Raw genomic sequence first — 14,829 nt, forward strand, 5'->3', positions numbered from 1 at the left:
CGGTACGTACGCGGGACGGTACGTACGCGGGACGGTACGTACGCGGGACGGTACGTACGCGGGACGGTACGTACGCGGGACGGTACGTACGCGGGACGGTACGTACGCGGGACGGTACGTACGCGCACACGAGCGTGACCTGCCGCCCGGCCGGAACCGGGTCAGGGCAGGGGGTGTTGACGTACTCGGGCGCTCTCAGGCGTTCGTCACGGGCATCCGGTGCCGGCCGCGCAGCGGGCACCGGGCGGACGAGGACACGAGGATCACGTCGTACCGGCCGTACCGGGACGGGGAGACGACGACAGCGGTGCGGTCACGCACGGCCCGGCTCCCCTCGACTCGTCACGACGACGCGCCGCCGGGTGGTGGGCGGCGCGTGCTGGTGTGATGAGTCTAGGGAGCCGGGCGGTGGTGAAGCAGCTGATTTTTTTCAGTGGCTGTCGTCGATCGTGATGGCCGAGGCGGGGCAGACCGCGGCCGCCTCGTGTACCACTGGGTGCAGATCCACTGCCGGGCTCGGTTCGAGGAGGACGACGATTCCGTCCTCGTCGCCCTGGTCGAACACCTCAGGTGCGATCAGCACGCACTGACCGGCGCCGCAACAACGGTCCAGGTCCACACTGACTTTCACGATGCTCGTCCGCCTTCCTGCCTGTCCTCTGCCTTCCTGGAACCGTCACCACCGCACGGGCACGGTGCTCAACCCGCCGACCAGGAGCCCCTCCACGCGCTGCAACTCGTCGATGGACACGGCGAGCCGGAGGGTGGGCAGCTTGCGCAGCAGGACGTCGAGGGTGACCTGGAGTTCGGTGCGGGCGAGGCTCTGCCCGAGGCACGAGTGCGGTCCGGCGCCGAACGTCAGATGGGGGTTCGGGGACCGGGACAGCACCATGTCGTCCGCGTCGGTGAAGACCCGCTCGTCCCGGTTGGCGGCGGGCATACTGCACACGACGGTCGTGCCGCGCGGCAGCACCTCGCCGTCGACCTCCACGTCCTCGGTGAGATAGCGCCGGATGCCGAAGCCCAGGTTGGCGTCGAATCGCAGGGCCTCGTCCACCGCGGTGCGCACGAGGCCCTGGTCGGCGAGCAGCCGCTCCCAGCGGGTGCGGTCGGCGAGCAGCATGGCGACCATCTTGCCGATCATGTTGGCGGTGGTCTCGTGCCCGGCGACCAGGAGACCCATGGCGGTGCCGAGCAGTTCGTCGTCGGTCAGCCCCTGCCCCTCCCCCTCGCTCTCCCCGATCACCATGCTGATCAGGTCCTCGCCGGGTTCGGCACGCGTCGCGGCGATGTGCGCCGACATGTACTCGGCGAACTCCTCATAGGCGGCCCGGGTCTGCTCTCCGGTGTAGCGGCTGACGTTGAGGAAGGCGTCGGACCAGTGCGAGAAGCGGTCCCGGTCGGCGGCGGGGACGCCGAGGATGTCGCAGATGACGTAGACGGGCAGCGGGAAGCCGAGGCAGGCCTTGAGGTCGGCGGGCTGACCTTGGCGGACCATGTCGTAGACGAGGCCCTCGGCGGTGCGCACCATGCCGGGGCGCAGCGCGGTCATGCGTTTCGCGGTGAAGTACTTGCCCACCTGCCGTCGCCAACGCAGGTGCGGCTCACCGCGGTCGGGCAGCGTCAGCGTCGAACTTCCGTCGGCGGCGGGTCCACCGGCCCCCTCCGGAGCGATCCGGGCGGCGCCCTCGTCCTCGGCGGTCGGGCGGGCGAAGCGGGCGTCGGACAGCAGGGCTTTGACGTGGTCGTAGCGAGTCAGATAGGTCGCCTTGTCGCCGCTGGGCAGTTCGACGGTGCTCACCGGGCACTGGCGGCGCAGTCGCTCCCATTCGGCCGGGGGCTCCAAAGGGTTGTCGCTGGGCAGCGGCAGCCGAAGGAGGTCGAGGTCGTTCTCGCGCATCGGGCATCACCTTGCATGGGGGGAGGTGGGTGAGCGCGCGGAAGCGTTCACGGCACGGGACGTTACGCACGTTGTGCATCATGCATCAAGAGTGCATGATGCACTTTTCATGCATGGCGCAATCTCACCGTAGGGTGGGCTATCTGATCCCAGGGACTCGGCATCCGGAGCCTGGAATCCGGGACGTGGCCGTACGGCCGGGAAGGAGATCGGCGTGGGCGCCCGAGAGGCCGCGGAACGCATCGAGCGAGAGCTGCTGATCCTCACCCGTCACAAGGAGATGAGGGCACCCAGGGGCCCGCGCGGCGGGGACCCGCTGGACCAGAGCGCCTACGTCCTGCTCACCAGGCTCGAGAACCAGGGCCCCATGTCCATCCCGGACTTCGTCGAGGCCTTCGGACTCGCGGCGTCGACCTTCACCCGCCAGACCTCGGCCCTCCTGCGCAACGGCCTGGTGGAGCGGACCCTGGACCCGTCCGGCGGGGTCGCCCGCAAGTTCCGCATCACCGAGGAGGGCCTGCGTCTCCTCACCGAGCAACGCGAGGGAATCGTCACCGGCCTGTCCACGGTCGTGGCCGACTGGACGCCCGAGCGGCTGGAACGGTTCATCGACGATCTACGGCAGTTCAACACGGACATCGAACGCATCACGGGCCGCCCCTGGCCGAGGATCCCGGACGACGCCGACACAGCCGGCCAGGGATCCCCCGCCGCGCTCAGCCCGGTCCCGAGCGACCACGACTGACCGCGACCGCCCGCCGCTCCGCCGCCGCCGGGTCAGGGTGTCAGCAGACCGGACCGAGGCCGGCCGCGGTGGCCTGGGGCGGCACCTCAATCGGCCTACGAACGGTTTACGAACGGCTGATGCGGGCCGAGGAAACCTCGACCCGCATCAGTTGGAATCAATCTGAATCTGTGTCCGAGGGGGGACTTGAACCCCCACGCCCGATAAAGGGCACTAGCACCTCAAGCTAGCGCGTCTGCCATTCCGCCACCCGGACCAGGTGTCTGCCGCCTTGCCAGGGGTGTTCCCCTCGGCGACGTGGACAACAATACCAAGCTTTCGGAGTGCCTTTCACCTGCGTTTCCTTCCACCGGGCGGGGGTCCGGGACCTCGCCCTCCGATGCACCTAGGGTCACACCATGAGTGACTGGCTGGTTACGCAGCGCCCGCACGCGCGTCGGGGCCCGCGGGCGCTGTCGCCCCTGAGGGAGCATCTGCGGGACACGTTCTGGTTCGCGCCGACCGCGGCGATGGTGGGTGTCTTCGTGGTCTGGCTCGGGGCGCAGGCGCTCGACACGGCCATCGTGGACGCACTGCGGGAGGACGGCGACTACGAGACGCTCGACGAGCTGCTGCGGTTCGCGGAGGACGCGAAGGCTGTGGTGAGCGCCGTCGGGTCGGCGATGATGACCTTCATCGGCGTGGTCTTCAGCATCTCGCTGGTGGCCGTGCAGATGGCGAGCGGACAGTTCACCCCGCGTGTGGTGCGGCTCTTCGTGCGCAGCCGGATCACCAAGGCGACCTTCGCGGTCTTCCTGGCCACCTTCGTGCTGGCCCTGCTGGTGCTGACCGCCTTCGACAGCGCCGACGACCCCCGGGACGTGACGACGCTGCCCCTGGTGCAGTCGATCCTGACGCTCTGCATGGTCGCGCTGAGCCTGCTGCTCTTCGTCCTGTATGTGAACACCACGCTGCGGCTGATGCGGATCAGCCATGTGATCGCGCGGATCGCCACGGAGTCCTTCCGGGCTGTCGCTTCGATGCCCCCGCACACGGGCGGACCGGACTCGCCCGACCTCGGCTCCGCGACGGCCTGGGTGCCGCACGAGGGACGGGCTGGGGTGTTGCGGGACGTGCACATCGCGCGGCTGGTGCGGGTGGCCCGCAGACACGGCGTCGTGCTGCGGCTCATCCCGCGGATCGGGGACTTCGTGGTGCCCGGCACGCCCCTGCTGGCGGTCCACGGCGGGGCGGTTCCCCCGCTCGGCGCACTGCGCTACACCACTTCCGTCGCGGTGGAGCGGACCTACCACCAGGATCTCGGTTTCGGGCTGCGCCAGTTGTCCGACATCGCGCTGCGAGCCCTGTCGCCCGCGATCAACGATCCGACGACGGCCGTGCAGGCCCTGGACCGCATCGTGCAGTTCCTGGCGGCGCTGACCCGGCAACCACTGGACGTGGCGCTGCACCGTGACCGGGAGGGGACCGTGAGGCTGGTACAGCCCGTGCCGGGGTGGACCGAGCTGGTGGATCTCGGGTTCACCGAAGTGCGCGGATGTGCGCTCGCGAGCCCGCAGGTGTCACGCCGCATGCTGGCCGGCCTCGACGACCTGCTGCTGCTCGCACATCCGGATCGGCGGGAGCCGTTGCTGCGGCACCGCGCACTGCTCCGCCAAGCGGTCGACGAGAGCGCCTCGAACGCGACGGACCGCGCGTTCGCGTTGCGCCCCGACCGGCAGGGCATCGGCTGACCGGTTCGCCGGCCGGCCGATGCCCCGGCGCCTCTCCGCTCACGGAAGAAGCTGGTACTCCGGGAAGTTCCCGGGCAGCCGCTCGCCCGCCGGCCCCTGCGTCACCGCACGCACCAGCAGTTCGCCGCCGACGAACGCCCCGCGCCAGGACGCGCCGAAGCCGCCGAACAACTCGTCCCGGTCCCCACGGGAGCGCGGCTTGCCGTGCCCCACCTTGAACGCGCGGATCTGCGGGGCCAGGCGCTCGTACGTCGCCCGATCATCGGTGGACAGGGTGGCGACGAGCGCGCCGTTGGACGCGTTCATCGCGGCCAGCAGTTCCGCCTCCGTGTCGACCAGGACGATCGTGTCGACCGGGCCGAAGGGTTCCGCGTGGTGGAGCGGAGAAGACGGCGGCGGGTTGAGCAGCGTGACCGGTTGTACGTACGCCGAGGTGTCCTGGCCGGGCAGGAAGCGGGCGTCCGCGAGCCGGCCCCGGTGCAGCGGGACGGCGCCGCGGTCGATGGCCTCGGCGACCTGGTCCTGGAGTTCCTTCGCCTTGGCCGCGTTGATCACCGGCCCGAAGTCCAGCTGCGGGTAGGCGTCGTCCCGCTTCTCGACCGCCAGCGGGTGGCCGACTCTCAGCCTGCGTACCGCCGGGAGGTACGCGGCCAGGAACTCGTCGAACAGCTCACGCTGGACGACGAAGCGCGGGTACGCCGTGCAGCGCTGTTTGCCGTAGTCGAAGAGCTTGGGCACGACCGCCGTGAGCGCGTCCCAATCCGTGTAGTTCCAGATGCCCCAGGTGTTGAGTCCCTCCTGTTCGAGTACATGTCGTTTGCCTAGGTCGGCGACGGCCGTGGCCACCGCGGCGCCGGTGTCGCGGCCGCCGACGAAGGAGACACAGCCGATCTCGGGCGCCCGCACCAGCGCCTCCGACAGCTCGCCTCCGCTGCCGCTGACGAGGGTGACGGGTATGCCCTCGCGGGCGGCCAGCGCACAGGCCAGGGTCAGACAGGCGACACCGCCGTCGGTCGGGGTCTTGGCGATGACCGCGTTGCCTGCCAGTGCTTGTACCAACACTGCGTGAACGAGCACGCTCATCGGGTAGTTCCAGCTCGCGACGTTGGAAACCGGGCCGTCCAGCGGAGCCCGGTCCGCGACCATCGTTTCGATCCCGTCGACGTACCAGCGCACGCCGTCGATGGCCCGGTCGACGTCCGCCTGGGCGAGCCGCCAGGGCTTGCCGATCTCCCAGACGAGGAGCAGAGCGAGCAGGTCGCGGTGCTGGGTCAGGGCGTCGAGGGTGGCGGCGACCCGGGCGCGGCGCTCGTCCAGGGGGATGTGCCGCCAGGCGCGGTGCTGGTCGAGCGATGCGCGGACGGCCTGGTGGGCGGTGGCCCGGTCAAGGCGCGGCGGGCCGGCGATCGGGCTGCCGTCGACGGGGCTGGTGGCGGGAAGGGCACGGCCGTCGGCCTGCCAGGTGGAGTTCCAGAGGTTGAGGACACGGTCGTCCCGGAATGCCTCCGGTGCGACGGTCAGGCAGCGCTGCCAGGCATCGGCCCAGGAGGTGCCGGATTTGAGGGTGAGCGTGGTTGCCATGAGGGTCTCCGCTCTCGGTGCACAGTCGGGGCGGTGATGGCTGTGTCGGAAGCCGGCCAGGCGCGGCGCCACCTGAAGGTGCCTCCGGGTGGGCCGTGAGTGGCGTCAGGCCTTTGCGGCAAGGCACTCCAGCACCAGTCGCGCGGTCTCGGTGGGCGTGTTGCCGACTCCTACGCCGACCGCCTCCAGCGCTTCCTGCTTGGCCGCCGCCGTGCCGGACGAGCCGGACACGATCGCGCCCGCGTGTCCCATCGTCTTGCCCTCGGGTGCGGTGAAGCCGGCGATGTAGCCGACGACCGGCTTGGTGACGTGGTCGCGGATGTACGCGGCCGCGCGTTCCTCGGCGTCGCCACCGATCTCGCCGATCAGGACGATGAGTTCGGTGTCGGGGTCGTCCTGGAAGGCGGCCAGGCAGTCGATGTGGGTCGTGCCGACGACGGGGTCGCCACCGATGCCGACGCAGGTGGAGAAGCCGATGTCGCGGAGCTCGTACATCAGTTGGTACGTGAGCGTGCCGGACTTGGAGACCAGGCCGATGCGGCCGGGCTTGGTGATGTCGGCCGGGATGATGCCCGCGTTGGCCTGGCCGGGGGTGATCAGGCCGGGGCAGTTGGGGCCGATGACGCGGGTGCCGCGTGCCTTCGCGTAGGAGGTGAGGGCGACGGAGTCGTGGACGGGGATGCCTTCGGTGATCACGACGGCGAGTTGGACGCCGGCGTCGGCGGCCTCGATGACGGCCGCCTTGGTGAAGGCGGGCGGTACGAAGACGACGGTGACGTCGGCGCCGGTCGCGCGCATGCCGTCGGCGACCGTGCCGAACACGGGGACGGCTCGGTCGTCGAAGTCGACGGTGCGGCCCGCCTTGCGCGGGTTGACGCCGCCGACGACGTTGGTCCCGGCGGCGAGCATGCGCCGGGTGTGCTTCATGCCCTCGCCGCCGGTCATGCCCTGGACGAGGACCTTGCTCTCCTTGGTGAGGTAGATGGCCATGTCGTCGTGTCTCCTCAGGCTGTGGCGGCGGCGAGTCGGGCGGCCCGCTGCGCGGCGCCGTCCATGGTGGTGGCCTGCTGGACCAGCGGATGCGCGCGGTCGTCGAGGATGGCTCGGCCACGTGCGGCGTTGTTGCCGTCGAGGCGTACGACGAGCGGTTTGGTCAACTGGATGCTGTCCAGGGCCCGCACGATGCCGTCGGCGACGGCGTCGCATGCGGTGATTCCGCCGAAGACGTTGACGAGGACGGACTTCACCGCCGGGTCGGAGAGGATGACGGAGAGCCCGTCGGCCATGATCTGGGCCGAGGCACCGCCGCCGATGTCGAGGAAGTTGGCGGGGCGGGCGCCGCAGCCCGCGACCACGTCGAGGGTCGACATGACCAGGCCGGCGCCGTTACCAATGATGCCCACCTCGCCGTCGAGCTTGACGTAGTTGAGGCCCTTGGCGGCGGCCGTCGCCTCCAGCGCGTCGTCGTGCTCCACGGTGTCGGCGCCCCAACGTGCCTGCCGGAAGCGGGCGTTGTCGTCGAGGGTTACCTTGCCGTCGAGGGCGAGGATCTGTCCCTGCGCGGTGCGCACGAGCGGGTTCACCTCGACGAGGAGGGCGTCCTCGCGGACCAGCACCTCCCACAGTCGTACGAGGACGTCGACGGTCTGCGGCGGCAGTCCGGCCGCTTCGGCGATCTCGCCCGCCTTCGCCGAGGTGACGCCCTCGGCCGGGTCGACCGGGATGCGCGCCACGGCGTCGGGCCGGGTGGCCGCGATCTCCTCGATCTCCATGCCGCCCTCGGCCGAGGCGATGGCGAGGAAGCCGCCCGCCGCGCGGTCGAGTACGTAGGACACGTAGAACTCGGTCTCGATGTCCACGGGTTGGGCCAGCATCACCTTGCCGACGGTGTGGCCCTTGATGTCCATGCCGAGGATCTGGCGTGCCGTGATCTCGGCGGCCGCGGGGTCCGCGGCGAGCTTCACGCCGCCCGCCTTGCCTCGGCCACCGGTCTTCACCTGCGCCTTGACCACGACCCGGCCGCCGAGCCGACGTGCGATCTCGCGGGCTTCCTTGGGTGAGTCCGTCACCTCTGCCCGCGGCACCAAGATGCCGTGTTCCTCGAAGAGTTCCCTTGCCTGGTGCTCGTACAGGTCCATTCCGGCTCCTGACTCAAAAGTGCCGCACGCCCCCTGGACACCACCCACCGGATGCGGGATAACAAGGTTCATACAGTATTCGTCGACTGTATGCAATGTACCGCGAGAGCCGTTCCAACCCCCTACGAAGGGACAGGACTTCGCCATGCCCGACGACACCCAGGACGTCATTTCCGGTGGTCATCTCGTTGCCAAGGCGCTGAAGGCCGAGGGGGTCGACCGCATCTACACCTTGTGCGGCGGCCACATCATCGACATCTACGACGGCTGCGTCGACGAGGGCATCGAGGTCGTCGACGTCCGTCACGAGCAGGTCGCCGCCCATGCCGCCGACGGTTACGCCCGTATCACCGGCAAGCCCGGCTGCGCGGTCGTCACCGCGGGTCCCGGCACCACCGACGCCGTCACCGGCGTCGCCAACGCCTTCCGCGCCGAGTCCCCGATGCTGCTCATCGGCGGCCAGGGCGCCCTCACCCAGCACAAGATGGGGTCCCTCCAGGACCTCCCGCACGTCGACATGATGACGCCGATCACCAAGTTCGCGGCGGCCGTGCCGGACACGGCGCGCGCCGCGGACATGGTGTCGATGGCGTTCCGCGAGTGCTACCACGGCGCGCCCGGCCCCTCCTTCCTGGAGATCCCGCGCGATGTCCTCGACGCCAAGGTGCCGGTGAGCAAGGCGCGCGTGCCCAAGGAGGGCGCCTACCGCGCCTCCACCCGCTCGGCCGGTGACCCCGAGGCCATCGAGAAGCTCGCCGACCTGCTGGTCCACGCCGAGAAGCCGGCCATCCTGCTCGGCAGCCAGGTCTGGACGACACGAGGCACCGCGGCGGCCATCGAACTCGTCCGCACCCTCAACATCCCCGCCTATATGAACGGCGCCGGCCGAGGCACACTCCCGCCCGGCGACCCGCACCACTTCCAGCTGTCACGCCGGTACGCCTTCTCCAACGCCGACGTCATCGTCGTCGTCGGTACCCCCTTCGACTTCCGCATGGGCTACGGCAAGCGGCTCTCCCCGGACGCGACCGTCGTCCAGATCGACCTCGACTACCGCACCGTCGGCAAGAACCGCGACATCGACCTCGGCATCGTGGGCGACGCCGGGCTCGTGCTGAAGTCGGTGACCGAGGCGGCCTCCGGGCGCGTCAACGGCGGCGCGTCGAAGCGCAAGGAGTGGCTCGACGAGCTGCGCGCCGCAGAGCAGACCGCTCTGGAGAAGCGGCTGCCCAGCCTGAAGTCGGACGCCTCGCCTATCCACCCGTACCGGCTGGTCAGCGAGATCAACGACTTCCTCACCGAGGACTCGATCTACATCGGCGACGGCGGCGACATCGTCACCTTCTCCGGTCAGGTCGTGCAGCCCAAGTCGCCCGGGCACTGGATGGACCCGGGTCCGCTGGGCACGCTCGGCGTCGGGGTGCCGTTCGTGCTCGCGGCCAAGCAGGCGCGGCCCGACAAGGAGGTCGTCGCGCTCTTCGGCGACGGGGCCTTCTCCCTGACCGGCTGGGACTTCGAGACACTCGTCCGCTACAACCTCCCCTTCGTCGGCATCGTCGGCAACAACTCCTCCATGAACCAGATCCGCTACGGCCAGGCCCAGAAGTACGGCCTGGAGCGCGAGCGGGTCGGCAACACCCTCGGCGACGTCCACTACGACAAGTTCGCGCAGATGCTGGGCGGTTACGGCGAGGAGGTCCGTGACCCCGCCGACATCGGCCCCGCGCTGCGGCGCGCCCGTGAGTCCGGCAAGCCGTCGCTGATCAACGTCTGGGTCGACCCGGACGCGTACGCCCCCGGAACCATGAACCAGACCATGTACAAGTGAGGAGGCCTTCATGACTGGTACGTCGACCAAGGCTCTCGAAGGCATCCGCGTCCTGGACATGACCCACGTCCAGTCCGGCCCCTCCGCGACCCAACTGCTGGCCTGGCTCGGCGCGGACGTCGTCAAGCTGGAGGCGCCGACCGGTGACATCACACGCAAGCAGTTGCGCGACCTCCCGGACGTCGACTCCCTCTACTTCACGATGCTCAACTGCAACAAGCGGAGCATCACCCTCAACACCAAGACCGAGCGTGGCAAGGAGATCCTCACCGAGCTGATCCGGCGTTCCGACGTCATGGTCGAGAACTTCGGGCCGGGCGCGGTCGACCGGATGGGCTTCACCTGGGACCGCATCCAGGAGATCAATCCGCGTATCGTCTATGCCTCCATCAAGGGGTTCGGGGACGGTCCGTACACCAACTTCAAGGCGTACGAGGTAGTCGCTCAGGCCATGGGCGGGTCGATGTCGACCACCGGTTTCGAGGACGGGCCGCCGCTGGCGACCGGAGCCCAGATCGGGGACTCGGGGACGGGTGTGCACGCCGTCGCGGGGATTCTCGCGGCGCTGTTCCAGCGCGAGAACACCGGGCGTGGGCAGCGGGTCAACGTGGCCATGCAGCACGCTGTACTCAACCTGTGCCGGGTGAAGCTGAGGGACCAGCAGCGCCTGGCACATGGGCCGCTTGCTGAATATCCGAACGACGACTTCGGCACGGAAGTTCCCCGCTCGGGAAACGCGTCCGGCGGCGGTCAGCCCGGCTGGGCGGTCAAGTGCGCGCCGGGCGGCCCGAACGACTACGTGTACGTCATCGTGCAGCCCGTCGGCTGGCAGCCGCTCAGCGAGCTCATCGGCCGGCCCGAACTCGCCGACGACCCCGAGTGGGCCACGCCGGAGGCCCGGCTGCCCAAGCTCAACAAGATGTTCCAGCTGATCGAGGAGTGGTCCTCGACCCTGCCCAAGTGGGAGGTCCTGGAGCGGCTCAACGCGCACAACATCCCGTGCGGGCCGATCCTGTCCACCAAGGAGATCATCGAGGACTCCTCGCTGGTCGCCAACGACATGGTCGTCACCGTGCCGCACCCCGAGCGGGGCGAGTTCGTGACCGTCGGCAGTCCGCTCAAGCTCTCCGACTCCCCCGTCGAGGTGTCCAGTTCACCGCTGCTCGGCCAGCACAACGAAGAGGTCTACATCGGCGAGCTCGGCCTCGGTGACGAGGAACTGCGCCTGCTCAAGTCGAACGGAGTGATCTGACGTGATGGCCGAAGACCGCGTCCTGCGGGTGCGGACGCTCCTCGACTCGGTGCGGGCCGAGGGCCGTACGGCGCTCACCGCGCCCGAGGGCAAGGTGATCGCCGACGCGTACGGCATCGCCGTACCGGGCGAGGAGCTCGCGACCGACGTCGACGAGGCGGTGGCGTACGCGGCGCGCTTCGGCGGACCGGTCGTCATGAAGATCGTTTCGCCGGACATCCTGCACAAGACCGACGCCGGCGGGGTGATCGTGGGCGTCGAAGGGGCGGCGGACGTACGGGCCGCGTTCCACAAGATCATCGACAACGCGCGCGCGTACAACGCGGATGCCCGTATCGAGGGCGTGCAGGTGCAGGAGCTGCTTCCGCAGGGGCAGGAGGTCATCGTCGGCGCGGTCACCGACCCGACGTTCGGGAAGGTCGTGGCCTTCGGGCTCGGCGGGGTGCTCGTCGAGGTCCTCAAGGACGTCACCTTCCGGCTGGCCCCCGTGGACGCCGACGAGGCACTGTCCATGCTGGACTCGATCCGGTCGGCGGAGATCCTGCGCGGGGTACGCGGCCAGGCGGGGGTGGACCGGTGGGCGGTAGCCGAGCAGATCCGCCGGGTGTCGCAACTGGTCACGGACTTCCCGGAGATCGCCGAGGTGGACCTCAACCCGGTGATCGCCACCGCGGAGGGCGCGGTGGCCGCCGACATCCGGGTGATCCTCTCCGAGGCGCCGGCGAAGCAGCGTCGCCGCTACTCGCGCGAGGAGATCCTCACCTCCATGCGACGCCTGATGCAGCCGGCGTCGGTGGCCGTCATCGGGGCGTCCAACGAGCAGGGCAAGATCGGCAATTCGGTCATGCGCAACCTCATCGACGGAGGTTTCGCCGGGGACATCCACCCGGTGAACCCCAAGGCCGATGACATTCTGGGCCGCAAGGCGTACAAGAGTGTCACGGACGTTCCCGGTGAGGTGGACGTGGCGGTCTTCGCTATCCCCGCCAAGTTCGTGGCCGCGGCCCTGGAGGAGGTGGGACGCAAGAAGATCCCGAACGCCGTCCTGATCCCTTCCGGGTTCGCGGAGACCGGTGAGCACGAGCTCCAGGCGGAGATCGTGGAGATCGCCGAGCGGCACGGCGTCCGGCTGCTCGGACCGAACATCTACGGCTACTACTCGACGTGGCAGGACCTGTGCGCCACGTTCTGCACGCCGTACGACGTCAAGGGCGGGGTGGCGCTGACCTCGCAGTCCGGCGGCATCGGTATGGCCATCCTGGGCTTCGCGCGGACCACCAAGACGGGCGTGTCGGCGATCGTCGGCCTCGGCAACAAGTCGGACCTGGACGAGGACGACCTGCTGACCTGGTTCGGTGAGGACCCGCACACCGAGTGCATCGCGATGCACCTGGAGGACCTCAAGGACGGCCGCGCCTTCGTCGAGGCCGCGCGGGCGACCGTACCGAAGAAGCCGGTCGTCGTCCTCAAGGCGGGCCGTACGGCGGCGGGCGCGAAGGCCGCGGGTTCGCACACCGGTGCGCTCGCCGGCGACAACGCCGTGTACGACGACATTCTCAAGCAGGCCGGTGTCATCCGGGCGCCCGGCCTGAACGAGATGCTCGAGTACGCGCGCGCGTTGCCGGTGCTTCCCGCTCCCGAGGGCGACAACATCGTGATCATCACCGGAGCCGGCGGCAGCGGCGTGCTGCTGTCGGACGCCGTGACCGACAACGGGCTGTCCCTGATGGAGATCCCGCCGGACCTGGACGAGGCCTTCCGGAAGTTCATCCCGCCCTTCGGGGCCGCGGGCAACCCGGTGGACATCACGGGGGGCGAGCCGCCGTCGACGTACGAGGCGACGATCCGGCTCGGTCTGGAGGACCCGCGTATCCACGCACTGGTCCTGGGCTACTGGCACACGATCGTCACTCCCCCGATGGTCTTCGCGGAACTCACCGCGCGCGTGGTGGCCGAGTTCCGGCAGCGCGGTATCGAGAAGCCCGTCGTCGCGTCGCTCGCGGGCGACGTCGAGGTCGAGGAGGCCTGCCAGTACCTGTACGAGCGGGGGGTCGTGGCGTACCCGTACACGACCGAGAAGCCGGTGGCCGTGCTGGGCGCCAAATACCGGTGGGCGCGGGCGGCGGGGTTGTTGGGGGGCGGTTCATGAGGTGAGGGAGCACGGGCCGGCCGACGGTGCGCGTCGGCCGGCCCCGGGACCCGTGCGCACACGAAAGGCATTGGACAGGGGGCGCTGGCCAGAACTTTCGACGCAAGGGGTGCAACCGACATGACCACAACCGACGTTCCAAGGGTCGCCGCCTATCGGGAGGTGACCGACAAGAACGGACGCGTCTACCGCGTCGGTGAGTCCGACATCGACATCATGGGGCGCAAACGCAAGTGGATGGTCATCCTGCCCTGGATCGGCATGATGGGCATCTCGTCCGCCGAGTACGCGTTCGCGTCCGCCGAGGACACGCTCCACACCGCGCACCACTGGGCCAGTGCGCACATCTTCTGGATGATGACGGTCTGGGTCTTCTTCCAGGCCGCGGTGGCCTTCCCCGCCGGCAAGCTGCGTGAGTCCGGCAAGCTGCCGGCCCGTTTCGCCATGATGCTGGGTGCGGCGGGCACCCTGCTGGGCTATCTCTCGCTGGCCTACGCACCCCATGTCGTCGTCGCCTACATCGGCTTCAGCATGTTCAGCGGCATGGGCGCCGGCATGGTCTACGCCACTTGCGTCAACATGGTCGGCAAGTGGTATCCGGAGCGCAAGGGCGGCAAGACCGGATTCGTCAACGGCGGTTTCGCCTACGGCTCGGTGCCCTTCGTCTTCCTCTTCACCGGCTACATGGACCTGACCAACTTCCGCTGGGTGCTGGTCTCGGTCGGGCTCCTCCTCGCCCTGATGGTGGGCGTGGCCGGCTTCTTCTTCAAGGACCCGCCGAAGAACTGGTGGCCCGCCGACATCGACCCGCTCAACCCTCCCAAGGACTCGCGCGCCGCGCGCTCGCTGCGGATGAACCCGCCCGCGGTGCGCCAGTACACGCCTCTGGAAGCCTGGAAGACCGGCCGGGTCGCCCTGATGTGGTTCTGTCTGGCGTGCACGTCCGGCGTGAACATCTTCGGTATCGCCTTCCAGGTGGACATCGGTGAGGAGGCCGGCTTCGCCGGCGGGATCGTGGCGACGGCCATGTCACTGAAGGCGGTCGTCAACGGCACCGGGCGCGGCGTGATCGGCTGGCTGTCCGACCTCTACGGCCGCAAGCGGTGCCTGCTCGCCGTCTGCGTCATCCTGGGCCTCGCCCAGTACGGCATCCTCTGGTCGGCGGAGAGCAAGCACCTGACGTTCTTCCTGATCTTCTCCGCGATCTCCGGCTTCGGCGGCGGCGCCATCTTCCCGATGTTCGCGGCGCTCACGGCCGACTACTTCGGCGAGAACAACAACGCGTCCAACTACGGCATGGTCTACAGCGCCAAGCTCGTCTCCGGTCTGGGCGCGGGCATGGGTGCCGTGGTCGTCAGCGCCTGGGGACACTCCGGTGCCTTCATCCTGGCCGGCTCCATCTCGCTCTTCGCCGGCTGCGTGGCGCTGTTCCTCAGCCCGCCAGGACGCGACAAGGAAACGCGCGTCGCCCCCAACCCACGACCGCTCGGCGAGGACATGGCCTGA

The 14,829-nt window shown here is 69.3% G+C and carries 12 protein-coding genes and 1 tRNA gene; 6 read left to right on the forward strand and 7 right to left on the reverse strand.

Annotated elements, in window-relative coordinates:
• Positions 1–195: 195 nt before the first annotated feature.
• From AQJ67_RS50120 to AQJ67_RS03260, 3 genes are all read right to left on the reverse strand, one after another.
• Positions 196–321 (reverse strand): hypothetical protein, encoded by a 126-nt coding sequence (locus AQJ67_RS50120; RefSeq protein ID WP_279616869.1) that lies wholly within the window; start codon positions 319–321, stop codon positions 196–198.
• 109 nt (positions 322–430) lie between these two features.
• The gene (locus tag AQJ67_RS03255; RefSeq protein WP_062716415.1) at positions 431–631 is read right to left on the reverse strand and encodes a ferredoxin; all 201 of its coding nucleotides are present in this window, start codon (positions 629–631) and stop codon (positions 431–433) included.
• A gap of 45 nt (positions 632–676) precedes the next feature.
• Positions 677–1,900: a cytochrome P450 gene (locus AQJ67_RS03260; RefSeq protein WP_062716416.1), complete on the reverse strand. Its 1,224-nt coding sequence runs from the start codon at positions 1,898–1,900 to the stop codon at positions 677–679.
• A gap of 214 nt (positions 1,901–2,114) precedes the next feature.
• Between AQJ67_RS03260 and AQJ67_RS03265 the strand changes: the two genes are divergently transcribed.
• Positions 2,115–2,645, forward strand: a complete 531-nt coding sequence (locus tag AQJ67_RS03265; protein WP_079055735.1) for a MarR family winged helix-turn-helix transcriptional regulator — start codon at positions 2,115–2,117, stop codon at positions 2,643–2,645.
• A 171-nt stretch (positions 2,646–2,816) separates the two neighbouring features.
• Here the strand turns inward: AQJ67_RS03265 and AQJ67_RS03270 are convergent.
• Positions 2,817–2,901 (reverse strand) — tRNA-Leu (locus AQJ67_RS03270).
• A 142-nt stretch (positions 2,902–3,043) separates the two neighbouring features.
• Here AQJ67_RS03270 and AQJ67_RS03275 point away from each other — a divergent pair.
• Positions 3,044–4,375: a DUF2254 domain-containing protein gene (locus AQJ67_RS03275; RefSeq protein WP_062716417.1), complete on the forward strand. Its 1,332-nt coding sequence runs from the start codon at positions 3,044–3,046 to the stop codon at positions 4,373–4,375.
• Positions 4,376–4,414: 39 nt separating this feature from the next.
• Here AQJ67_RS03275 and AQJ67_RS03280 read toward each other — a convergent pair whose 3' ends face one another.
• From AQJ67_RS03280 to sucC, 3 genes are all read right to left on the reverse strand, one after another.
• Complete coding sequence (locus AQJ67_RS03280; RefSeq protein WP_062716418.1) at positions 4,415–5,956, reverse strand: aldehyde dehydrogenase family protein; 1,542 nt, start codon at positions 5,954–5,956, stop codon at positions 4,415–4,417.
• A gap of 105 nt (positions 5,957–6,061) precedes the next feature.
• Complete coding sequence (sucD, locus tag AQJ67_RS03285) at positions 6,062–6,946, reverse strand: succinate--CoA ligase subunit alpha (RefSeq protein ID WP_062716419.1); 885 nt, start codon at positions 6,944–6,946, stop codon at positions 6,062–6,064.
• 14 nt (positions 6,947–6,960) lie between these two features.
• Positions 6,961–8,094: an ADP-forming succinate--CoA ligase subunit beta gene (gene sucC / locus AQJ67_RS03290; protein WP_062716420.1), complete on the reverse strand. Its 1,134-nt coding sequence runs from the start codon at positions 8,092–8,094 to the stop codon at positions 6,961–6,963.
• A gap of 145 nt (positions 8,095–8,239) precedes the next feature.
• Here sucC and AQJ67_RS03295 point away from each other — a divergent pair, with 145 nt between their 5' ends.
• From AQJ67_RS03295 to AQJ67_RS03310, 4 genes are all read left to right on the forward strand, one after another.
• A complete protein-coding gene (locus tag AQJ67_RS03295) occupies positions 8,240–9,922 on the forward strand; it encodes a thiamine pyrophosphate-binding protein (protein WP_062716421.1) in 1,683 nt (560 codons plus the stop codon).
• Positions 9,923–9,932: 10 nt separating this feature from the next.
• A complete protein-coding gene (gene frc, locus AQJ67_RS03300; RefSeq protein ID WP_062716422.1) occupies positions 9,933–11,174 on the forward strand; it encodes a formyl-CoA transferase in 1,242 nt (413 codons plus the stop codon).
• Positions 11,175–11,178: 4 nt separating this feature from the next.
• Positions 11,179–13,323 carry an acetate--CoA ligase family protein gene (locus AQJ67_RS03305; protein WP_062716782.1) on the forward strand — a complete coding sequence of 715 codons (2,145 nt, stop codon included), beginning with the start codon at positions 11,179–11,181 and terminating at the stop codon, positions 13,321–13,323.
• 120 nt (positions 13,324–13,443) lie between these two features.
• Positions 13,444–14,829, forward strand: a complete 1,386-nt coding sequence (locus tag AQJ67_RS03310; RefSeq protein WP_062716423.1) for an OFA family MFS transporter — start codon at positions 13,444–13,446, stop codon at positions 14,827–14,829.

The organism is Streptomyces caeruleatus, assembly GCF_001514235.1.
GTDB lineage: Bacteria > Actinomycetota > Actinomycetes > Streptomycetales > Streptomycetaceae > Streptomyces > Streptomyces caeruleatus.